Annotated in this window: 14 protein-coding genes and 6 tRNA genes; 9 read left to right on the top strand and 11 right to left on the bottom strand. The window is 48.0% G+C overall.

All coding sequences use genetic code 11. The annotated features are described in order from the left end of the window. Positions 1-78 precede the first annotated feature (78 nt). The 5 genes from CIK94_RS03145 (at position 79) to CIK94_RS03165 (ending at position 8,670) form a co-directional block, all read left to right on the top strand. The gene (locus CIK94_RS03145; RefSeq protein WP_144008283.1) at positions 79-2,067 is read left to right on the top strand and encodes a DUF5686 family protein; all 1,989 of its coding nucleotides are present in this window, start codon (positions 79-81) and stop codon (positions 2,065-2,067) included. After that, positions 2,061-5,228, top strand: coding sequence for an exodeoxyribonuclease V subunit beta (locus CIK94_RS03150; protein ID WP_094421260.1), 3,168 nt, complete (start codon positions 2,061-2,063; stop codon positions 5,226-5,228). The genes CIK94_RS03145 and CIK94_RS03150 overlap by 7 nt, the downstream gene beginning before the upstream one ends. Then, positions 5,225-8,086, top strand: a complete 2,862-nt coding sequence (locus tag CIK94_RS03155) for a PD-(D/E)XK nuclease family protein (protein ID WP_094421262.1) — start codon at positions 5,225-5,227, stop codon at positions 8,084-8,086. Before CIK94_RS03150 ends, CIK94_RS03155 begins: the two co-directional genes overlap by 4 nt. A gap of 60 nt (positions 8,087-8,146) precedes the next feature. Continuing rightward, a tRNA-Ser gene (locus tag CIK94_RS03160) sits at positions 8,147-8,235 on the top strand. A 201-nt stretch (positions 8,236-8,436) separates the two neighbouring features. Beyond that, positions 8,437-8,670, top strand: a complete 234-nt coding sequence (locus CIK94_RS03165) for a hypothetical protein (protein WP_094421264.1) — start codon at positions 8,437-8,439, stop codon at positions 8,668-8,670. Between the two features lie 29 nt (positions 8,671-8,699). Here the strand turns inward: CIK94_RS03165 and CIK94_RS03170 are convergent. Next, a tRNA-Pro gene (locus CIK94_RS03170) sits at positions 8,700-8,776 on the bottom strand. A 26-nt stretch (positions 8,777-8,802) separates the two neighbouring features. Beyond that, positions 8,803-8,876 (bottom strand) — tRNA-Pro (locus CIK94_RS03175). A gap of 245 nt (positions 8,877-9,121) precedes the next feature. Here CIK94_RS03175 and CIK94_RS03180 point away from each other — a divergent pair. Then, positions 9,122-9,544, top strand: a complete 423-nt coding sequence (locus tag CIK94_RS03180) for an Hsp20/alpha crystallin family protein (RefSeq protein WP_094387448.1) — start codon at positions 9,122-9,124, stop codon at positions 9,542-9,544. 56 nt (positions 9,545-9,600) lie between these two features. Here CIK94_RS03180 and CIK94_RS03185 read toward each other — a convergent pair whose 3' ends face one another. The 4 genes from CIK94_RS03185 to CIK94_RS03200 form a co-directional block, all read right to left on the bottom strand. Continuing rightward, positions 9,601-10,845 carry an NAD(P)/FAD-dependent oxidoreductase gene (locus tag CIK94_RS03185; RefSeq protein ID WP_094421266.1) on the bottom strand — a complete coding sequence of 415 codons (1,245 nt, stop codon included), beginning with the start codon at positions 10,843-10,845 and terminating at the stop codon, positions 9,601-9,603. Between the two features lie 2 nt (positions 10,846-10,847). Then, positions 10,848-11,411, bottom strand: a complete 564-nt coding sequence (locus tag CIK94_RS03190; RefSeq protein ID WP_094388350.1) for a sugar O-acetyltransferase — start codon at positions 11,409-11,411, stop codon at positions 10,848-10,850. Positions 11,412-11,500: 89 nt separating this feature from the next. Then, a tRNA-Gly gene (locus CIK94_RS03195) sits at positions 11,501-11,571 on the bottom strand. Between the two features lie 18 nt (positions 11,572-11,589). Further along, positions 11,590-11,665 (bottom strand) — tRNA-Thr (locus CIK94_RS03200). 181 nt (positions 11,666-11,846) lie between these two features. On the opposite strand from CIK94_RS03200, the gene CIK94_RS03205 reads away from it, so the two are divergent. Together CIK94_RS03205 and yfcE are read left to right on the top strand one after the other, a co-directional pair. Next, positions 11,847-11,929, top strand: a tRNA-Tyr gene (locus tag CIK94_RS03205). A 25-nt stretch (positions 11,930-11,954) separates the two neighbouring features. Continuing rightward, positions 11,955-12,494 (top strand): phosphodiesterase, encoded by a 540-nt coding sequence (gene yfcE, locus CIK94_RS03210; RefSeq protein ID WP_094421268.1) that lies wholly within the window; start codon positions 11,955-11,957, stop codon positions 12,492-12,494. A 109-nt stretch (positions 12,495-12,603) separates the two neighbouring features. On the opposite strand, the gene CIK94_RS03215 is transcribed toward yfcE, so the two are convergent. From CIK94_RS03215 to CIK94_RS14710, 3 genes are all read right to left on the bottom strand, one after another. Further along, complete coding sequence (locus CIK94_RS03215; RefSeq protein WP_094421270.1) at positions 12,604-13,992, bottom strand: threonine/serine exporter ThrE family protein; 1,389 nt, start codon at positions 13,990-13,992, stop codon at positions 12,604-12,606. Between the two features lie 97 nt (positions 13,993-14,089). Then, positions 14,090-15,778, bottom strand: a complete 1,689-nt coding sequence (locus tag CIK94_RS03220) for a putative transporter (RefSeq protein WP_094421272.1) — start codon at positions 15,776-15,778, stop codon at positions 14,090-14,092. 243 nt (positions 15,779-16,021) lie between these two features. Continuing rightward, complete coding sequence (locus CIK94_RS14710) at positions 16,022-16,951, bottom strand: chitobiase/beta-hexosaminidase C-terminal domain-containing protein (RefSeq protein ID WP_254046127.1); 930 nt, start codon at positions 16,949-16,951, stop codon at positions 16,022-16,024. A gap of 439 nt (positions 16,952-17,390) precedes the next feature. Here CIK94_RS14710 and CIK94_RS14535 point away from each other — a divergent pair, with 439 nt between their 5' ends. Next, entirely contained in the window at positions 17,391-17,606 is a 216-nt protein-coding gene (locus CIK94_RS14535) for a hypothetical protein (protein WP_173845665.1), read from the top strand. Between the two features lie 76 nt (positions 17,607-17,682). On the opposite strand, the gene nifJ is transcribed toward CIK94_RS14535, so the two are convergent. After that, a complete protein-coding gene (gene nifJ, locus CIK94_RS03230; RefSeq protein WP_094421276.1) occupies positions 17,683-21,279 on the bottom strand; it encodes a pyruvate:ferredoxin (flavodoxin) oxidoreductase in 3,597 nt (1,198 codons plus the stop codon). Between the two features lie 57 nt (positions 21,280-21,336). Beyond that, positions 21,337-22,527 carry an ATP-binding protein gene (locus CIK94_RS03235; RefSeq protein WP_022309590.1) on the bottom strand — a complete coding sequence of 397 codons (1,191 nt, stop codon included), beginning with the start codon at positions 22,525-22,527 and terminating at the stop codon, positions 21,337-21,339. Positions 22,528-22,629 lie beyond the last annotated feature (102 nt).

Raw genomic sequence — 22,629 nt, forward strand, 5'->3', positions numbered from 1 at the left:
TCCAAGTTTTTTGTGTAGATTTGCATTATGATGCAGAGAGCCAGGTGGACAATTACCATGATCTTCGTATTGCTGTCTATGAATACGATTGCACAAGATGAGGGCAGATTTGATGTCAGCCTGCTCAACCGTATATATGACTTTCCTAATAGTGTTGACACGACGGTCTTTCATGGGCTGGATATTTATACTTATCGCAAGCTCAAAATCAATGTGGTGCGCCGCAATCTCATCCTTTTCCCTATTCCCACCATGTATCGCATCGCCCATAGCAAGGCTCGCGACTACATTGAGGAGAACTTTTCTGTGTGTCATCTATACAATACCAAGGACTATACGATAGAAAGGTTGGCGCATACATCGACTATACCGCAACAGAAGGAGACCATGACGCGCCTACAGAAGTTTTTGACTCCCAAGTTCTATGAAGAAACTATCTTTGGCAACAGCATGCTCTCGCCCTTTCACCGCAACAACAGGGCTTACTATAGGTTCCAGTTCAAGATACTCCATGATAATCAAGTCGAAATCACGTTCTATCCAAAGGTAAAGAATACTCAACTGGTTACGGGAGGCGTCATTGTCGAATCAAAGACAGGTCGCATCAGATGGGGAAAAATCGCGGGAGAGTTTGACATGATTAACTTCACCCTCAATTTCGTCATGTCTGATGACAAACTGTCACCTGTCATTCCCCAACGCTGTGAGCTCAATGCCAAGTTTAAGTTTATGGGCAATATCGTTAAAGCGCAGAATACTGCAATCTATGGTATGCCTGCCCTCAATACGGATTCGGTTGGCTCGCTTACCATGCGCCAGTTGATGGATAGCATCAGACATGACACGCTTACAACCGAAGAGAATGCCATCTATACAAAGTATTATGCTGCCTTGGCTCAGGACTCTACTGAGGCAAAAAACGTCAAGCGTAGTTGGGCCAAGCGTTTCTTCTGGGATGTACTGGGGGATAATCTCTTGAACAAAATAAGTTCCAACTATGGAAACGGCAACCAAGGACAGGTAAACATCAACCCGCTGTTCAACCCGCTGTACATGGGATATAGTGGCCGCAAGGGTTATTTTTATAAATTTGACGTCCGCAACCTATACAATTTCTCCACGAACCACTATCTCTACACCAGACTTAAGGCTGGCTATTCTTTCAAGCAGCGCCAGCTGTATTTTACATTACCTATAGAATACCATTTTGACAAGCGGCATAACGGCTATGTAAAGTTGCAGTTGGGCAATGGCAACTGGATAAGCAACGGCATGCTGAAAGATGAGATGCTGGCTTCATTGCCAAGCAATACACCTTATAATGGTGAGCGTATTGATTACTTTCGAGACTTCCACCTTACCCTAGAGAGCAGCTATGACTGGTCGCGTCACATTACATTGCAGGTGGGAATGGTGGGGCATAAACGTACGGCGGTAGAGCGTCACACCTATCAGCAGGCGCATGTCCCTACGTCTTACACGTCTGTTGCGCCCAAGGCCGAGATTATCTGGAGGCCAACAGGGTGGAGAGGCCCAGCTGTCAATGTGGCATACGAACGCAGCATCCGCGGCTTGATGGACGCAGACCTTGCCTATGAGCGTGTGGAGTTTGACATACAGCAGATAGTGGCCTTCAATAGATTGAAGTTCCTGTCTTTCCGCGCAGGTTGTGGTTTCTATACACTCATCGACGGTACCCGGAACTTCTTGGACTACTCCAATTTCAGAGACAACAATATCCCTGACGGATGGTATGATGAGTGGACCGGTGAATTTACGCTCCTTCCCAGCCATTGGTATAACCTTTCGCGCTATTATGTTCGTACCAACGCCACATACGAGACGCCACTGCTCGCCTTGAGCCACATTCCCTTGATTGGAAGATATATTGAGAAGGAACGCATATATACCAACATGCTCTTTGTGACCCATCTGCATCCTTATACGGAAGTGGGCTACGGATTTACCACCCGTTGGGTATCCACCGGAGTCTTCATGGCTCATCGCAATGGGCGTTTTGATGGTGTTGGCATTAAAATCGGATTAGAATTATTCAGACAATGGTAAACTCAATCAACCCACTTACGGTCTATAAAGCAAGCGCCGGTTCGGGAAAAACATTTACTCTCACCGTAGAATACATAAAGCTACTCATCCAGGATCCATCTTCTTTTCACAATATCCTTGCCGTTACATTTACCAACAAGGCCACCGAAGAGATGAAGATGCGCATTCTTAGCATGCTTTATGGCCTTTCCAGGCAGTTGCCTGAAGCCCAGAGTTATATGGACAACATTGTCCAGTCTACAGGCTTCGCCCCAGTCATGGTGGCTACCCAGGCAGGAGAGGCGCTTAGACTCCTGCTCCATAATTACAACTATTTCAGAGTCGAGACGATAGACAAGTTCTTCCAAAGCGTCTTACGCAATATGGCAAGTGAACTCGACCTCACAGCCAATCTGCACATAGGACTCAATGACGTGCAGGTGGAAGAACAGGCAGTTGACGAACTGATAGACGGGCTTAATGTCCACGACAAGGTCTTTGGCTGGATTATGCAATACGTCAAAGAGAACATATCCGAGGACAAGGGCTGGAATGTCATCAATCTCATCAAACGCTTTGGAAGGAATATTTTCCGCGATATCTATAGAGACAACAGCAAGAAACTCAATGAAGCACTCGCCACGGATAACTTCTTTGATGATTATACGCGCATACTGAAGGAAATGCGTGACCATGCAGAAGACCACTTCAAGCACTATGCCGCCACATTCATGGACATGCTTGAAGAGAACGGCCTCCAAACCACCGACTTCAGCAATGGCAACAAGGGAGTGTGTAGCTATTTCATCAAGATGGGCAATGGCAAGTATGGCGATGCTGATGTCCTCACCAACACCGTCAAGGCCGCGATGGAAGATGCAGATAAATGGGTAAAGAAAGCCGAGCGGACTCCAGACAATCCCAAGTACAAGCTGGTGTGCGAGACGCTGCTGCCTTATCTTCAGGAGACCGAGCGTATGCGTCAGGTTCAGTCGTGCCTGTATGTTTCTGCCAATCTTACATTGCGCCACCTTAACCAGTTAAGGCTGTTGGAGAATATCGAGAAGACCATTCGTGAGATGAACAGTGATGCCAACAGATTTCTGCTGAGCGACACGCAGCATCTGCTCAACGGTATGATTCAGGACAGCGATTCGCCATTTATCTTTGAAAAGATTGGCACCAGACTGAAGCATATCATGATAGACGAGTTCCAGGATACGAGCACCATACAATGGAAGAACTTCAAAATCCTGCTCATGGACTGCATGAGCAATGAAGATACACAAAATCTCATTGTCGGCGACGTCAAGCAAAGCATCTATCGCTGGCGCTCGGGTGACTGGAAGCTCCTCAACAATATCGAAAGCGAATTTCCAGACCAGAGTCAGTCCGTCACAGTCAAATCTCTGGTCACCAACTACCGTTCTGACTACAATATCATTACTTTCAACAATGTCTTTTTCTCATTGGCCACACAGTACGAAGCCAGGTCATTGGATGGGAGCAATGAGGTAGACCAACTGATACAAGCCTATGCAGATGTCGAGCAGAAGCCTCACAACACCCAGGAAAGAGGTAGGGTAGAGATGACCCTGATGCCAAGCACCGAGTATGGAGAACAAATCATGGAGAAAATCCATAGCATGATTACGACCATCTTGGAACGAGGCCATACACCCAGTAGCATCGCTATCTTGTGTCGAAGCAAGTCAACCATACAAGAGATAGCCCGCTTTTTCGGGGAGAACTATCCCTCGGTACCGCTTATATCCGATGAAGCGTTCCGCCTTGACGCCTCTGTTGCCGTCAATACCTTAATCAGTGCTTTGCGTTATGTTTCCAATCCAGAGAGTAGCATCGACCGAGCTTATCTTAAGCAGGTGGGAATACTCGCTCCAGTAGAACGCACACGCGAACAGTTGCTTACCATGCCGCTTTACGACATGGTGCAGACCATCTATGCCATGCTCGATGAAGACATCTGTTGCAACCAGAGTGCATATATCTTCGCCTTCTTCGACCAGCTGGCCAAGTATCTCAAAGACAACATGTCCGACATTGACGACTTCCTCAACGAATGGGACAACACGCTCCACGAGAAAGCCATCCAGAGCAGTATGGACAATGGTATCAGACTGTTGACCATCCATAAGAGCAAGGGATTGGAGTACGACCATATTATCATTCCTGCCTGTGATTGGAAACTTGAACAGAGCAACTCTACCTTATGGTGTACGCCCAAGGTAGACCCCTTCAGCCGGATGCCGCTTGTACCTATAGATTTCTCCAAGAAAGGAATGGTAAATTCTATTTACGAAGACGACTATTATTATGAGCATCTACAGAATGTAGTGGACAATCTCAACCTGCTCTATGTTGCCTTCACCCGTGCCAAGAGCAGCCTCTACATATTGGGCAAACGCGGCACGCAGGCTATGCGTTCGGGCCTACTTGAAGGTATTTGGGATGACCTTGCCCAAGCCCTCAACACGACTTATACGGGCAACCTTGACGACAAGACCGATACCCTCCATCTGGAGTTCGGCTCATTGCCAGCAGCCCAAAGCAAGCCCGCTCGTACACAGCAATCTACCGAGGAGCGCAATGTATTCCGCAAGACTTCCGCCCCTATGGATATGCCAGTCATCAAGGCCTACAAGTCTGTGGCGACTTTCCGCCAGAGCAACCAGAGCATCGAATTCACTCACGACAATGAGGGCGACAATCATAATCAGTACATCAAGTTGGGCAATGTGCTGCACAAGGTCTTCTCGTCGATACGTACGTCGGCCGATATAGACAAGGCCCTGCAGCGGCTGGAAAATGATGGCATCCTCTACGACAACGAGGTCAAGCGGGAACAGCTCGTCAGCATGTTGCGCAAGCGACTTGATGACGACCGGGTGAGCGAATGGTTCTCTCCCCGTTGGACCGTGCTCAACGAGTGTTCGCTGCTGTTCTACGACAGAGAGCTGCAGAAATCGCGCCTGTTGCGTCCCGACCGAGTGATAACCGACGGCGAAGAATATATCGTTATCGACTTCAAATTCGGAACCCCCAAAGAAGAATACCACACCCAAGTCAGAGAGTATATGCGTCTGCTCAGCGAGATGGGGCATAGCCGTGTGAAAGGCTACTTGTGGTTTGTGTACAGTAATAAGATAGAAGAGGTAAAATGAATAGCACTTTTTTAGAAGCAGTAGCCAAAGACCTGTTACAGAAATATGGCAGTAACCTGTCACGAATAGCCGTTGTGTTTCCTAACAAGCGTGCTTCGCTCTTTATGACCGAATATCTGGCACGGCTGTCAGACGGTCCGTTGTGGAGTCCATGCTATACCACCATCAGCGATTTGTTCAGAGAGAAGTCAGAGTTGATGGTTGCCGACCCCATCAAGCTGGTCTGCGACCTCTATCGTTCCTATACGGAAATCACTGGTAAGGATGAGACGCTCGACCGTTTCTACGGATGGGGCCAATTGCTGCTTGCCGACTTTGATGATATCGACAAGAACATGGCCGATGCCCATAAGGTTTTTGCCAACCTTAGAGACATCCACGAATTGGACGACATAGACTACCTCTCACCAGAGCAGAAGAATATACTCAAGTCTTTCTTCCACAATTTCGCCGACGACCATCTCTCCAAGCTCAAAGAGAGATTCCTTTCTCTTTGGTGCAATCTCGAAGAAATTTACCGTGACTTCAATCAGCGTCTCGCCGCGCAGGGGCTGGCTTACGAGGGCGCGCTGTATCGCAGTGTGGTGGAATCCCAGGCCGACTACGAGTTCGACAAATATGTGTTTGTGGGATTTAATATGCTGCAACAGGTCGAGCAGCGGCTCTTCCTCACGCTTAAAGCGCAGGGTAAGGCATGCTTCTATTGGGATTTCGACCACTATTATCTCGCCAACAACGAGGCGGGGCATTACATCAACGGCTATCTGACTCAGTTCCCCAACGAGCTGAGTGTAGATGACGATACATATTACAACAACTTCAGCAAGCCCAAGGACATCACCTACATCTCATCCATGACCGAGAGTGCGCAGGCTCACTATATCAGTCAGTGGATAAGCGAAAACCATCGCATCGAAGCCGGCGCCAAGACCGCCATCGTGTTGTGCGACGAGTCGCTGCTCCAGACCGTGCTGCACTGTCTGCCCGAAGAGGTCAAGAGCATCAATATCACCACCGGATATCCTCTGTCCCAGTCGCCAGTGGCTTCGTTTGTCCTGATACTGCTGCGCCTGCAAACCTATGGCCACGTCAAGAACACAGACAAGTATCGTCTGCGCGATGTAGCCAAGATACTCAAGCACCCTTATGGCCGATACATTTCCGCCGGTTGTCTTGACCTGTACATGGAGTTGCAGGCATGCAACCGCTATTACCCCACGCGCTCCCAGCTGGCTCTCGACCAAGGATTGCAGCTTTTGTTTACCGACATCGACACGCTGGGCGACTGCCATAACCAGAACATTGCCCAATGGCTGACGGCCATGCTTCAGTATGTGGGCCGCAAGGCAAGCCAGGTCAACGACCCGCTTACCCAGGAGTCCATCTTCCGCATGTACACCATCATCAATCGTCTCGAAGGACTCATTACTTCGGGCGACCTGCAGGTCGACAAGATTACCTTTGAACGCCTGATAGCCCAACTGATACAGAGCACGACGGTTCCCTTCAGAGGCGAGCCGATAGAGGGCATTCAGATTATGGGCGTGCTGGAAACCAGAAACCTGGACTTCGACCACCTGCTCGTACTGTCAGCCTCCGACAACAATATGCCTAAGGGTGTCAACGACTCTTCATTCATTCCCTATTCTATACGCAAGGCCTACGGGCTTACTACTATCGACCACAAGGTTGCCATCTATGCCTACTACTTTTACCGGCTTCTGCAGCGGTCGCAGGATATCACTTTGACCTACAACAAGGCTACGGAGGACGGCCAAACGGGAGAGATGAGCAGATTTATGTTGCAGATGATGGTCGAAAGTGGCCACGACATACACCACGGCATACTCACCCCAGACCAGTCGGTAAAGCAGGCGCTGTCTGGCAGTGTCATCAAGACGCCCGATTTGATGAACAAGCTCCACCAGTTGACCCAGCTCTCGCCGACAGCCATCAACCGTTACTTTTATTGCCCGCTTACCTTTTATTACAATGTAGTCGAGGGGTTGAAAGAACCCGATGAAACAGATGAAGAGATGAAGGACAGCCGCGTCTTCGGTCTTATATTCCACCGCAGTGCCGAACTCATCTATCAGCGACTCATGCAGAAGAGCGAGGTGATAAAGCAGGCTGACATCGACGACTTGCTCAATCACCGGGAGGTCCTCGAGATGATTGTAGACCAGGCGTTCAAGGAAGAACTCTTCAAGGTCAAAGACAATTCTTACACTCCCGAGTACAACGGATTGCAACTCATCAACCGAGGTGTGGTCATCAGCTATCTGCGCAAGATGCTCGTCATCGATAGCCGTCTTACGCCGTTCCGCATCTTGGGATTGGAGAACAAGGTCGAGACAACTGTCAAATTTGACTCTACCGATGGCGAACGCGAAATCAAGGTACTCGGCTTCATCGACCGTCTGGACGAGATTACCGATGACGACCAGCAGCAGCGCATTCGCGTTATCGATTACAAGACGGGAATGCCAGCCCGGAAGAAGGTCGAGGAGATAGCCGAGTTGTTCAGCGATGCCGACATCCACGCCAAACACACCAATTATTATCTTCAGGCTCTGCTCTACGCGTTGATTGTGAGCCACAGCCAGGAGCTCAACCAAAGCGGACTTGCTGTCAGCCCGGCACTTATGTTCATCCAGAACATGAGCAACGAGCAGTATGACCCCACGCTCAAGCTGGGTGACTCACTTATGGTCAGGGCTACAGATTACGAGGATGAGTTTATGGACGGACTCAGACAGACTCTGCGTGAAATCTATGATGCCGACATCCCCTTTGAACCCACAAAAGACCAGAAAAGATGTGCCAATTGCATATATAGCAATCTCTGCAAAAGATGAAAAAAATACCAGCAATTCCTTGGTTATATTCGAAATTAATATTACTTTTGCAGCGGTTAAGGAAGATTGGCAGAGTGACCGAATGCGCTGGACTCGAAATCCGGTATACCCTTTTCCGGGTATCGGGGGTTTGAATCCCTCATCTTCCGCAAAGCAATGGAAATGATAAAGGCTCCAAGTATCAACTTGGGGCTTTTTTCATAGCCATAACCTTAATCGTGGGCAGCAGCCCGACACGAGTCACACGTTTTTCCATACCGTTTTCCGCTGATTAAGTCATCACTATAATCTTGAGACATGGCACATGTTTCGCGCCATTGTAGTCCTTATACATCGAGTCCAACTATAAAATGGATGCAAAGCGCGAAATGGATAATTCAAACTTTGAAATCATAATTGCAAAGTACGAAACCACTGTTTCAAACCCAGAAATCAGAAAAAAGATGATGGCGGACGGTTTGGATATGGGCCGGTTATCAATTGGACTGATGGGGCAACGGATATCGGGGCAGGTTGGGGGAGTGGTGGTGATAGGCGTGGCGATAGAGCCGAGAGATATAGACATGAAAAAAGCATCATACTGAACCCATCGGTATTCGTATGATGCTTGCTGTGGTCGGGGCGACAGGATTCGAACCTGCGACCACCTGGTCCCAAACCAGGAGCGCTACCGGGCTGCGCTACACCCCGCACAAGGAAATGAGTGAAGATAATAGTCGGGGCGACAGGATTCGAACCTGCGACCACCTGGTCCCAAACCAGGAGCGCTACCGGGCTGCGCTACACCCCGCTTTATCTGATTCTCATTTTTGCGACTGCAAAGGTACGCATTAATTTTCTAATATCCATATAATTTCCCATATTTTTCATGACAAAATGTGCCATTTTAGGTTTTGAATGACCGATTTGGCAGCATTATGCGTCATTTTGTCAGTCGCAGCGCTGTGGGAATGTTTTTTGCAAAAATGATAGTGACAGACGGTAATCGTCTGGATGACTATAAATGAATATAAACTAATAATGGAGGAAAATATTATGATGTACCCAACACGTAACAACTGGTTAGACTCTGCTTTTGATGAGTTCTTTGACAACAATGGTATGCTGCGCACCAACACTACAGCGCCTGCTGTAAACGTAAAGGTCAATGCATTGGAATATACTATGGAGATTGCCGCACCGGGCATCAAGAAGGAATATTGCCGGATAAGCCTTAACAAGGACAACAATCTGGTTGTAAACATCGAGAACAAGATGGAGCACAAGCAGGAAGAACGCAATGAGCACTACCTGCGTCGCGAGTTCTCTTACGGCAACTACGAGCAAGCCTACATCCTGCCTGAAGATGTAGACCGAGAGAAGATTTCAGCCAAGGTCGAAGACGGCATTCTGACAATAGTTCTGCCCAAGTTCAACAAGGAAGATGTCAAGGTAGAACGTCAGATCAAAATCGGATAATCTGAAACAAAAAAAAGATGGGGGATGCAGCTCACAGCTGCATCCCCTGTTTCGTTTTAGGCCTTACCGATATTCATGCCCACAACATAGCCCATGGTCCATGCCGCCTGGAGGTTAAAACCTCCGGTGATGCCATCGACATCGGTCACTTCGCCTGCGAAAAACAGGTGTGTGCAGTGCTTGCTCTCCAAGGTATTGAGGTTGAGTTCGCCCAAGGCTACGCCGCCACAGGTGACAAACTCGTCCTTGAATTTGCCCTTGCCGGCGATGGCATACTGGTCATTGGTAAGCGTGTCTATCAACTTGTTAATCATCTTCTTGCCCAGTTCTCCCATACGCCGGTCGGCGGGGCATCCACACTTCTCCAGAATGTATGTCCACAGCCGAGATGTAAGGTTGAACGGGTGTAAATTGCCCGCCATCTTATTCGCGTTGCTGGCTATAAACATATAGAACTCCTGCTCAACCTCATGATGATGCGTGCGGTTAATCCAGTTGACCGCCAAAGTGGAGTGATAATCGGCATCGTGAAGAAAGCGGGCGGCATAGGATGACAGTTTCAGCACGGCAGGTCCGCTCACGCCCCAATGGGTGATAAGCAACGGTCCTTCGGCCTTGAACTTGGTGGAAGGAATAGAGACTGTGACAGGATTGACCACGGTTCCCATCATGCTCTGCAGTCTGCGGTCATTGATGGTCAGCGTGAAAAGCGAGGCTACTGGCGATTCCAGTTTACGTACCACCGGTGACAAAAACTCCAAGCCCTTCATTTGAGGTGAGCCGCCAGTCGTTACAGCCACGCGGTCATAATGTTGCTTCTGCGTAGCGCTTGCCTGCCCGCATGTAGAGGTAATGCACAGCTTCCCGTCGGGCGTTTGCTCTATGCTCGTGATGGTGCATCCGAGTCTGAACTTCACTCCCAACTGTCGAGCGGTAGAGATGAGGCAGTCTATGATGGACTGCGAGTCTTGCGACTGCGGAAAAACGCAGTTGTCCTCTTGTGTTACAAGGGGCACGCCATGGTCTTCAAACCACTGATAGACATCATCGTAATCGAAAGTGTTGAACAAACGCTTTATAAGCTTATGCCCGCGTGGATAGGCATTGCTCAAGTCGGCAATATCTGCAAACGAATTGGTAAGATTGCATCTTCCGCCACCGGTAATCGCCACCTTGGCCAGCAGTTTGTTGTTCTTCTCAAAGATGCAGACATCTGTGTCAGGATAATAGTGCTTGGCGGTAATGGCAGCAAACAATCCGGCTGCGCCTCCGCCGACGATGGCGATATGCAGAGTAGGCATGGTCAGGTATGGTCTATATGTTTAATGACTTTGCAGGGGTTGCCTACGGCAATACTGTTGGCTGGAATGTCTCGGGTAACCACCGAGCCGGCTCCTATGGTGCAGTTGTCGCCAATGGTGACGCCAGGCAGAATAGTCACGCTACCGCCTATCCAGACCGAGTTGCCGATGGTGATGGGGCGCGCCCATTCCACACCTTTGTTTCGCTCTTCGGGATTGGTGGGGTGGCAAGCCGTGTATAGGCTCACATTGGGGCCGATGAAGACATGGTCGCCTATCTTGACAGGGGCTTCGTCGAGAATGGTAAGGTTGAAGTTGGAAAAGAAGAAGTCGCCCACCTCGATATTGCGGCCATAATCGCAATAGAAGGGCTGGTTGACGATGGGCCTGACACCACACTTGCCGAGCAGGGCTCTGATGGCTTTTTCCTTGTTTGTATAATCGGAAGGTCTGATTTGGTTATACTGCCATACCAAGTCCTTGACCCTGTTCAATTCGTTGATGAGTTCAGGGGCGAGAGCGTCATATACCTCTCCGCTCACCATCTTTTGCCACGAATCTGTCATAAATGTGTCGCTGTATGCTATGAAACGATGTGTAAATAAACAAAAAATGCTCTGCATCATCATGATTACAGAACATCTCTACATATTTGAGCGGAATACGGGAATCGAACCCGCCTCCCAGGCTTGGGAAGCCCGTGCACTACCGATGTGCTAATTCCGCTTATACTTACTCCTGAAATGGAGCCGATACCGGGACTCGAACCCGGGACCCACGCATTACGAATGCGTTGCTCTACCAACTGAGCCATATCGGCAATTGCGATTGCAAAGATAAGCGTTTTTTCCGTAATATCAAAATAAAGGGGAATAAAAAGTTTGAGCCATACCCGATTAATCATCCCAGCCACCGCGCAGACAATATTTGTGGCAAAAAAGTTGGTCAAACCTTTGGCAGTGTCGGCTAAAATGTATACCTTTGCACTCGCAATTGAGCAAGGGTGGTTACCAGAGTGGCCAAATGGGGCAGACTGTAAATCTGCTGGCTTTCGCCTTCGGTGGTTCGAATCCATCACCACCCACATCTTTTACCAAATATTTATTAGAATGAAATATTTGATTGTTTCCGATATCCACGGTTGTTTTCCCACTTTACAACAAGTTTTGTCTTATTATGATTCCGCAAGTTGCGATATGTTGCTCATCTTGGGCGATATCCTCAATTACGGTCCTCGCAATGGTTTGCCCGAAGGGTTGAACCCAAAACTGATAGCCGAGACGCTGAACGCAATGGCAGACAAGATAGTAGCCATACGTGGAAACTGTGACTCGGAGGTAGACCAGATGCTGCTCGATTTCCCCATCATGGCAGATTATGCTCTGGTGGTCGACAATGGGCGCAGGCTGCTGCTCACCCATGGCCATAAATATAATAAGGAGAACATGTTGCCTGGCAAATATGACGTCGTGTTCAGTGGGCATACGCATCTGTGGACTCTGGAGAATGAAGAAGGCACTGTATTCTGCAATACCGGTTCTATCACATTCCCCAAAGGAGGCAACGTGCCAACATTCGCCATCTACGAAGATGGAGTGGTCGAAATACACCATCTCAATGGCGAATTGCTGAAAAGCATTGGTTTATAAAAATACCGGATAGATAAAAAGGGTGCATCAATATGTAATTGATTCACCCTCAAATGATATAATATGGAGTGAATTAATGTCGGCGTCCTGTCACAGGTGGCCGACATTTTTATTTGTCAGCCATCTGATTTTTGCGGATGAACAGCAGCTCCATCAGCTTCTGCTCCCGCTTGGGATTAATCATCCGTCTGAAGAATATATTGGGTATGGCCACACCAATAGCGATAAACAGGATAATCAGCGATGCGTGGATGGCATTGTTCATCGCCACGGTGACTTCGCCTATAACTCCATGCATATTGATGAAGGCAAACAGGGCTCTGTACATCAGCACTCCAGGAATCATAGGTATGACACTGGGTATGCTCAGGCACTGGTGGGGAGTGTGCAGGCGACGTACCATGAAGCAGCAGATGATACTAATCACTGCAGACCCGACAAAGGAGCCTACGATGAGGCCCATATCCAATCCGACGTTGCCTGAACTGGCTCCAAGATTGACAAAATTGCGGGTGCAGACAGCTACTATACCTCCAAGGGCTACAAAGAGCATCATGTGGCGAGGAACATTGAATATCATGGAGAAACCGATAGCCGAGATAGCAGCAGCCAGCATGTATTCATCATAGGTGTGATGGGGAATCATGGACAAGTCGTGGACAAAATTGTCGATGCCACAAAACTGGATGGCAAAGGCTATGCCGAAAGCCATGGCAAAAAGCATAAGCAGCGTGTTGGTGGCTCGGGTGATACCCACCTGGGTAAAGCCTGAAAGCATGTCGCTTACGAAATTGATGAGCGGTACGCCGGGAACGATGAACAAGGCGCAGGCCAAAAGCGGATGCCATGGAGTGGAGGACTCCAAGAAGGAAATGCCAGACCGGGTGGAAATCAAGGCGAAGAGCCATGCCAACAGCGTGGATACAAAAGCTGCCAAGCCGATGTTGAAATATCCATTGGAGCCCTTGGAATTGAGGAACATACGCAGACGCAAGCCCAATATGGCTGCAATGGAGGCATAGAAGAATGCCGTCCAGTCGCAACCGAACTGGATGCAGAAGCCGCCGCACGCCAGTCCTCCTCCGATGGCTACCTGCCAAGGGGTGTAATTGCGCTTGCGCTGGTGTATCTCTGTAAGCTGTCGCTCGTATTCCTCCAAAGTCAGGTTCTTACGAATAGAGTCCCAGGAAAGATGGCTAATCTCGCGGATGGCATCCAGATTGACGCCATGCTTGTCTACTCGCTGGAACTTGGTGTAAGACTTTTCGACATCACTAAGGTTGACCATCAGCATATTGTAATTGACGTAAATATGCAGATTCTCGATGGGGATGCAGAGATACATAGCCACTCGCTTCATCGTGCGGATGATGCGGCTGGTGTCGGCTGCATTTTCAACGAGAATACAGCCGGTACGTAACAGCAAATCCAATTTGTGGTGAACCAAACGCTCGTCATCCGTTACGGGATGGGTGATAAGTGAAGATGTTTCAACCATGTCTGTTGCTTTTCTTATTTTTTCTAAACTGAATGACGCCATAAACGATAATCAGCAATAGCGCCACATCGACGGCAATAATTTTCAGCATATAGTTTTATCCTAAAGTCAATATTAATATCTGAATGGTGATAATGCGGAGGAACATCGCAAAGGGATATACCGTGGAGTAGGCTACAGCAGGAGAATCACTTGCGGTGAGGTCGTTGGCATAACGCAGGGCTGGGGGGTTGGTGTTGGCGCCTGCCAGAACTCCGATGAGGGTGTAGTAGTTGAGGTGGAAGGCATAACGGCCGATGAGTCCGCCAATAAGGAGTGGAAGCATCGTGATGATGGCTCCATAACCCACCATGGCCAATCCGTTGCCATTGAAGACGGTATCTATAAACTCTTTGCCGGTTCCCAAACCTACGCAGGCAAGGAAGATACACAATCCTATCTCTCGTATCATCAGATTGGAAGAGATGGTATTGTAAGTAATCAGGTGGAATTTGGGACCCAAGAAACCGATAAGGATGGCTACAACCAACGGGCCACCGGTCAGTCCGAGCTTAAGTGGAGCCTGGATTCCGGGGAGATAGAAGGGAATGTTAGCAACAAAACAGCCGAGCGCAATACCCAGGAAGATAGGAATGAGGTTGGGGATGTTGAGACGCTTGATGGAATTGCCCAAACGCTTCTCGGTATGGCTGATGGCCAGTTCGCTACCTACGACGGTGACCTTGTCGCCCATTTGAAGCTGGAGGTGGGGTGCGGCAACAAGTTCTACACCAGAACGGTAAACATGGGTGATGTTGGCTCCAAAGAGAGAGCGTATGCGGAGTTGGGCCAATGTCTTTCCATTGATTTCGGGACGCGTGATAAGAATACGGCGTGAGATGTGGCCTTTGTCACACTTCTCCCAGTCTACAGTAGTGGGCTCGCCAAGGCAGGCGATGATAGCTTCAATGTCACGTGGGGCAGCTGTAATGAGCAGTTTGTCATTGAGATTCAGCACAGTCGAGCCGTTAATGACATCGGTGGGGGAGGCGGCTCCATCTACAAGCATACGAGAGATGACAAAATCTCGTTGCGAGATTTCAGCTATCTGGCGCACGGTTCTACCGACAATCTGCTCATTCTTCACGCATACGGAGAAGGGACGGACAGTCAGTTCTTCAGTAGCGCCGAGACCTCGCTTAGCTGCCTCTTCTTCCTTACCGGTATGGATGCAAAGGATATACTTCAAGAGAAGGAAGATAAGTATGGCGCCGATAACACCGATAGGATAAGCGGCGGCATAGCTGGCGGCAATGCTGGGGTCGTCTATTCCATTGAGGTCGCTGTTGGCTTGCTGGGCAGCTCCCAGTCCAGGCGTATTGGTCACGGCACCAGACAAGATACCTGCCATGGTGGTGATAGGAGTGCCTGTGGTATAAAATAGAATGATGGTGACAACAATGCTTATCGCGATGGTCGATATGGCAAGCATATTGAGCCTGAGACCACCTTTGCCAAACGAGGAGAAGAAACTTGGACCTACCTGGAGGCCGAGAGAATAGACGAAGAGAATCAAGCCAAACTCCTTGAGGAAGTGGAGCAGATGCTCATCAAGATTAAAACAGAAATAACCAAAGGTAATTCCGACAAACAATACCCAGGTCAGCCCCAAAGAAATGTTGGCGACCTTGATCTTGCCCAATAATAATCCCAAGGATATTACAAGCGAAAGAATCATTACTGAGTGAGCTACACCGCCGCCCCAAAGATTGGGGAAACCCATGAAAAGGTTGTGAAGTAGTTCCATTTTTATTATGTTTATTATTTGCTATCTATTGCAGATGGAAACCTATAATGGAAAGTTGTCCCATTTTGGCTGCGAAGGTACGGAGATTTGGCGTATTGGCGTCTTTATATTTATGAAATCTCACGAACACAAGAATAGAAAAAATCTCGATAATTGCTATCGGTCGTGACAATAATGAATAAAATGGCTGCCTCTACAAGGGTAGAGACAGCCGGTAAGGTGTGAGTTAGGAAAAAACATGTGTTATTTAACAATTACTTTCTTGCCGTTCTTGATATACAAGCCAGCGGGAAGGTTCTGACCCTCGCTCATCTTAACACCATTGATGTTGTAGATGCCCTGCTTCTTGCTCTCAACTACGATAGTGTTGTTAATACCCAAGGTGATGTCGCCAACCTTTACAGGCTTAATCTGGACATTGTTAGAATAGATACTATTGCAAAGAGCATAAATATCCAAAGACTTGCCTACGCCTACAGCGCTAAGATTCTGGTTACCCCAGAGTTGAATCTTTTTGGCACCACTCACGATGAAATACTTGGCATCCTTGCCTGTGCCTTCTGCGGTTACGGTGACATTCTTAAGAAGTACCAGGTCACAGAGGTTCTTCTTGGCGAGGAGGTCTTCTACGGTAGTTACAGTAGCGTCCAATTCCAGAGAAGAGCCAGCAGTAATGGAAAGGTCACCGGCATTGGTGAACTCATTTCTCATCATTTCGGGGATGCCATTGTAGGATTTGAAGTTCATCTTGATGCTTCCGCTTACCGTTGAGTTGAGGGTGAGGGCGAGGATGCCTACATTGTAAAGCATAAGGCACTTGCCGTTTTCGCGCAGATGGACTGTGTTGCCATCAGCGTATATCACCTTGGCGTTGTTGAGGGCGAGCTTCACATAAGTCTTGTCGGCAGTCCATCCAACTACTTCCTCTAAGGTAGCGTCTGTGCAAGTAATCTGGCTAAAGTCCTTGCTGGCAACAGTGCTCGACTTGCCACCCTTAACGGCGATAGCATTTACGGTGGTGCTCTCTGTCAAAGAGAAAGGTGCAGTGTACTTCTGCGAACTTGTTGTGGGAGTGCTATCGTCAGTAGTATAATATATGTCAGCTCCATCTGGGCCTGTAATAGTTACAGTGGTAGAGGTTTCAAAAGTGGCGTTACCGGTAATTGTTGGCATGGCAACTGTACCCGGAGCAGCAGGCTCCCATTCAATTGATATCTCAGTTGCATAAACCGCACCATTATTGGAACGCAATCCTACATGAGTATAGGTTCCTTCAACAGAAAGCTCAGTACTCTTACCATTTTCTATTGTGCCGATTTTCGTACCCTGAGTTTTTGCATCATATAAGTCCTTAGGGCTGCCATATGCAGAAGTACTTCCATATACATCCAACTTTTGACCAGCCTTGGTGGCTTCATTCCATACAACTGTAATTTTTTTTACAGTACCACCAGATGTCGTTGTAACAATTCCAGAATTACTATTCTTTGAACGAAGCTGAACGCAGGTCGCTTTATTTGTTGCTGCGTTAAGCGAATACTTTGCTGTAGAGGATAATTGGAAATCAGTCAAGTCGGCATACGAAGTCCCCGTGATACCTAAAGCCGAGGCTGTGAACTTGTCTGTTACGTTTGCTGCATTAGCTATGCCACATGCGCAAACTGCTAATAACAAAAGTGATAAGCGTAAAAGTTTAGTCATAATGTTTATTGTTAAAGGATTAAGTTATATTACTGCAAAGTTAGTGGTTATCTATGACACAAACAAGGAAAAAGCACATTATTTTAATTTCATGCGTTTTTTTATTGATTTGTATGAGGATAATTGAAAAGGGAGGCTTGCCAATTGGCAAACCTCCCTTCATCAGTATCCCTATATATTATATAAGGTGTATCAATTCAAGATTAGATAATCTCGCTCCAGTCTTCCTGAGTCTTGCGGACATAGCTGCGATAACGGAGTTTAGCCATACGCTCAGCCTGAGAGAAGAGTTCCTCAGCTTCATTAGGATAAGCCTTCTGAACACTCAGATAACGTACCTCTCCAAGGAGGAAGTCACGGAAGTCAGCCCAGTTAGGCTCCTTAGAATCAAGCGTGAATGGGTTCTTGCCCTCATCGGCCAACAGTGGGTTGTAGCGCCACAGGTGCCAGTAACCACAATCAACGGCGAGTTTCTCCTCATTCTGGCTTCTACCCATACCGCCCTTACGCTTCAGACCGTGGTTGATACAAGGAGCGTATGCGATAACGAGTGATGGACCTGGATAAGCCTCTGCCTCGCGGATAGCCTTCAATGTCTGAGCATTGTCGGCACCCATAGCAACCTGGGCAACATAGATATAGCCATAGGTGGTCTGCATAAGACCGAGATCCTTCTTGCGGATGCGCTTACCCTGAGCTGCGAACTGAGCAATAGCACCGAGTGGAGTAGACTTAGAGCTCTGGCCACCAGTGTTTGAATAAACCTCAGTATCGAGAACCAAGATATTGATATCCTCACCAGATGCGAGTACGTGGTCAAGACCTCCGTAGCCAATATCGTAAGAAGCACCGTCGCCACCGATAATCCACTGGCTGCGCTTTACAAGATAGTGGTCGAGAGTCTTCAACTCCTGACATACAGGGCAACCCTGCTCAGCACCAGCGGCAATCAGAGGCTTCAGCTCTGCAGCTGCTTCCTTAGAGCCGTCAGCATCGTCCTTAGCAGCAATCCACTTGTCAGCTGCAGCAACAAACTGGGCAGGTACATGCTCATCAGCCTTTGCCTCCTCGAGAAGGTGGCAGATGCGCTCCTTCATCTTCTTGTTACCCAAAGCCATACCCAGACCGAATTCGCAGAAGTCCTCGAACAGAGAGTTGTCGAATGCAGGACCCTGGCCCTTAGCATTGGTAGTGTAAGGAGTAGAAGGAATAGAAGCAGAGTAAATAGAAGAACAACCAGTAGCGTTAGCAATCATCTGGCGGTCACCAAAGAGCTGAGAAATGAGCTTTACATAAGGTGTCTCACCACATCCGGAGCAAGCGCCTGAGAACTCAAACAGAGGCTGAGCGAACTGAGAGTTCTTGGGGCTCTGCTTGATATCTACCAAATCCTGCTTAGAGGCAACATTGTGTACGAGGTAATCCCATGTCTTAGCTTCCTCAACCATAGCGGGAGCGTCAACATTGAATGGAACCATCTTGAGAGCCTTCTCGAGTTCTCCGGTTTCCTTGTTTTTCTTGCCAGGACACACATCGGCACAGTTACCGCAACCGAGACAGTCGAGAACAGAAGTCTCGATACGGAAGTGCATTCCCTTGAGTGCAGCGGGAGCCTTAATCTCCTGAGTAGCCAGGCCAGGAACACCTGCCAGCTCTTCGTCGGTAAGAACGAATGGACGGATAGCAGCGTGAGGACAAACGAATGAACACTTGTTACACTGGATACAATTCTCTACATTCCATACGGGAACGAAAGCCTCTACGCCACGCTTCTCAAATGCAGCGGTACCATTGGCCCATGTTCCGTCAACAGTGTTATGCTTAACGAAGTCAGAAACCTTGAGCAGGTCACCAGCCTGACCATTGATAGGGCGAACCAGCTCCTTAACGAATGCAGGTACATTGTCTTCCTTGCCTTCTTCGTCAGCAAGAGAAGCCCATGCTGGGTCTACTGTCAGTTCCTTATACTCGCCTCCGCGCTCAACTGCAGCGAAGTTGAGGTCAACAACATCCTGACCCTTTTTAGAGTATGACTTCACGATGAACGCCTTCATCTGCTCTACAGCCAGGTCCAAAGGAATAACCTCAGTGATACGGAAGAAAGCAGACTGGAGAATGGTGTTGGTACGGTTTCCAAGACCAATTTCCTGAGCTATCTTAGTGGCATTGATATAGTAAACCTTGATATTGTTCTTGGCAAAGCAACGCTTAACCTTGTTAGGAATGAAGTTAACCAACTCCTCGCCGTCGAAGATAGTGTTGAGCAGGAATGTGCCATTCTTGCGCAGACCGCGGGTAACGTCATACATGTGGAGGTAAGCCTGAACGTGACAAGCTACAAAGTTAGGAGTATTTACCTGATAAGCGCTGTGGATTGGGCTGTCGCCGAAACGCAGGTGAGAGCAGGTAAAACCACCAGACTTCTTAGAGTCATAAGAGAAATAAGCCTGACAATACTTGTTGGTATTGTTACCAATAATCTGTACAGAGTTCTTGTTGGCACCTACAGTACCATCGGCACCGAGACCATAGAACTTAGCCTCAAACAGGTCGTCACCACCCATTGGGATTTCCTCCTCTTCGGGAAGAGATGTAAATGTAACGTCATCAACGATACCTACGGTGAAGTGATTCTTGGGCTGTGGCAATTCCAGGTTCTTGAATACTGCTACAATCTTAGCAGGTGTAGTATCGGATGAACCAAGACCATAGCGGCCGCCAACGATGAGAGGCTTGCGCTCGTCGTCATAGAGAGCAGACTTAACGTCAAGATACAGTGGTTCGCCCTCTGCACCGGGTTCCTTAGTACGGTCGAGCACGGCAATGCGCTTAACAGTAGCGGGAAGAGCCTTCTTCAAGAAGTCTACAGAGAAAGGACGATAGAGGTGAACTGCAACCATACCCACCTTCTTGCCCTGCTTGTTCAGGTAGTCGATGGCTTCACGGGCAGGCTCTGTAGCAGAACCCATCAGGATGATAACATTCTCGGCATCCTCTGCACCATAATAGTTGAAGAGGTGATACTCACGGCCAGTAATCTTAGAGATTTCGCCGCAGTACTTCTCAACTACTTCAGGAATTCTGTCATAATACTCATTGCAAGCCTCACGATGGGTGAAGAATGTCTCGGGGTTTTCAGCGGTACCACGAGTTACGGGACGCTCTGGAGACAATGCGCGGTCGCGGAATTTTTTGATATACTCAGGGTTAACCAGAGGACGGATATCTTCCATATCAATTTCTTCAACTTTGTGGTACTCATGAGAAGTACGGAAACCATCAAAGAAGTTGATGAAAGGAACAGATGTCTCAAGTGTGGCAAGGTGAGGAACTGCAGAAAGATCCATAACCTCCTGTACAGAACCTGAGCAGAACATGGCAAAGCCAGTCTGACGGCAGGCCATAACATCCTGGTGGTCGCCGAAGATACAGAGTGAGTGAGATGCCAGAGTACGTGCAGATACGTTGAATACGCAAGGCAACAGCTCACCGGCAATCTTATACATATTAGGTATCATCAACAACAGACCCTGCGAAGCTGTATAGGTAGAAGTTAATGCACCAGCCTGAAGAGAACCATGGACAGCTCCAGCGGCTCCGCCTTCAGATTCCATTTCCTGAATAGAAACTCTTTGACCGAAGAGGTTCTTACGGCCTTTAGCAGCCCATTCGTCCACATGTTCTGCCATAGGAGAAGATGGGGTAATGGGGTAGATGGCTGCCACCTCGGTAAACATGTAGCTTACATGAGCCGCTGCGGTGTTACCATCACATGTGATAAACTTTTTTTCTTTAGCCATTTTTCTAAATTTTAATGAAAGTTTGTATGTTCGTTTTTATATTTACACCTTATTATATTAATATAGGAAGCCGAATAGCCATAGTGGTATCTGGTTTTCCTTACCCACCTCAGTATTATAACGCGCATAGATGGTGTCGGGAGAGAATCTGATTTTCTGCTCACCATGGGCATCGCAAATTCTGAAGTGCTTTTCGCCGTCTACGATGTAGAAGTGGTCTTTGTTGGCCTGATTTACGATATGGTCCTTCCACAACGAGTTCACGAAGAATGTCTCCATCAGTTCCTGGTCATCGATGGTGATGGGGTAGATGGCATACATGAGATTGCTATTGTGCATCATCACCTTGGTAGGCTTCTTGGGGAATTCCTCTCCTACGGGATAGATGATATTGATAAGACGCGCATCGGCCAGATACTTGATATAGTTCATCACCGTGGCACGGCTGGTCTGTATTTCATCAGCCAGATTGCTGATATTGGGTGCCTTGGGACCTTCGACAGCCAAGAGATAAAACAGCTTCTTGATTTTGTGAAGATACTTCAGCTCTATCTGCTTGATAAGGAGGATGTCGACCTCGGTCATCATGTTCATGGTCTTCAGGAGATTCTCGGAGAAATTGCGATGTTCCAAGAAGAATGGGTAAAAACCATGATGGATATAGTCGTGAAAGTACTTGAGAGGACTTACCTTGGGCAGAATGGTCTTGATGATATGCTCATGGTTGTTCAGAATCTCGCCCAACGAATAGGGACGAAAGTCGTTGCCCGTCTGCAGGTTGAGAAACTCTCTGAATGAAAAGCCTCTCAGATTGTAGCTCTTTACGATGCCGTTGAGTTCAGGGTTCTCCTCTTTCAAGCGCATCACGCTCGAGCCGGTGAAGACTATCTTGAGATTGGGGAAAAGGTCATGACATTTTCTGAGCTCGCTGCTCCAATTGGGCTGCTTGAAAACCTGGTCAATCAACAGTACACGACCACCGTTTTTAACGAAGTCTTCGGCAAATTCAGCAATACCCAAGCCCTGGAAGTAGAAGTTGTTCATATTGACATACAGACAACTGCGGTCGGCTGCTCCAAACTTCTCTTTAGCGTATTGCAGGAGAAAGGTGGTCTTGCCGACGCCCCTTGTACCCTTGATACCTATCAAGCGGTCGCTCCAGTCAATCTCATCCATAAGATTACGACGAACTGCAGCATTTGTGTTGTCTACCAAATTGGCATGGGTGCGGAAAAAGGCCTCTTCCATAAATCGATTTACTTATATAGATGCAAAGGTAATACTAATTTTCAAAATTGCAAACTCAACTTTACAAAATATTTCCAATTTCGTATTTTTTGTCACTTCTTT

It is taken from the genome of Prevotella sp. P4-51 (assembly GCF_002251455.1).
In the GTDB taxonomy this organism is placed as follows: Bacteria; Bacteroidota; Bacteroidia; order Bacteroidales; family Bacteroidaceae; genus Prevotella.

Excerpts from the sequence above, each read along its gene's own strand:
- CIK94_RS03145 (WP_144008283.1), top strand. The coding sequence starts at position 79 with ATGAATACGATTGCACAAGATGAGGGCAGATTTGATGTCAGCCTGCTC.
- CIK94_RS03150 (WP_094421260.1), top strand. The coding sequence starts at position 2,061 with ATGGTAAACTCAATCAACCCACTTACGGTCTATAAAGCAAGCGCCGGT.
- CIK94_RS03155 (WP_094421262.1), top strand. The coding sequence starts at position 5,225 with ATGAATAGCACTTTTTTAGAAGCAGTAGCCAAAGACCTGTTACAGAAA.
- CIK94_RS03165 (WP_094421264.1), top strand. The coding sequence starts at position 8,437 with ATGGATGCAAAGCGCGAAATGGATAATTCAAACTTTGAAATCATAATT.
- CIK94_RS03180 (WP_094387448.1), top strand. The coding sequence starts at position 9,122 with ATGATGTACCCAACACGTAACAACTGGTTAGACTCTGCTTTTGATGAG.
- CIK94_RS03185 (WP_094421266.1), bottom strand. The coding sequence starts at position 10,845 with ATGCCTACTCTGCATATCGCCATCGTCGGCGGAGGCGCAGCCGGATTG.
- CIK94_RS03190 (WP_094388350.1), bottom strand. The coding sequence starts at position 11,411 with ATGACAGATTCGTGGCAAAAGATGGTGAGCGGAGAGGTATATGACGCT.
- yfcE (WP_094421268.1), top strand. The coding sequence starts at position 11,955 with ATGAAATATTTGATTGTTTCCGATATCCACGGTTGTTTTCCCACTTTA.
- CIK94_RS03215 (WP_094421270.1), bottom strand. The coding sequence starts at position 13,992 with ATGGTTGAAACATCTTCACTTATCACCCATCCCGTAACGGATGACGAG.
- CIK94_RS03220 (WP_094421272.1), bottom strand. The coding sequence starts at position 15,778 with ATGGAACTACTTCACAACCTTTTCATGGGTTTCCCCAATCTTTGGGGC.
- CIK94_RS14710 (WP_254046127.1), bottom strand. The coding sequence starts at position 16,951 with ATGCCAACAATTACCGGTAACGCCACTTTTGAAACCTCTACCACTGTA.
- nifJ (WP_094421276.1), bottom strand. The coding sequence starts at position 21,279 with ATGGCTAAAGAAAAAAAGTTTATCACATGTGATGGTAACACCGCAGCG.
- CIK94_RS03235 (WP_022309590.1), bottom strand. The coding sequence starts at position 22,527 with ATGGAAGAGGCCTTTTTCCGCACCCATGCCAATTTGGTAGACAACACA.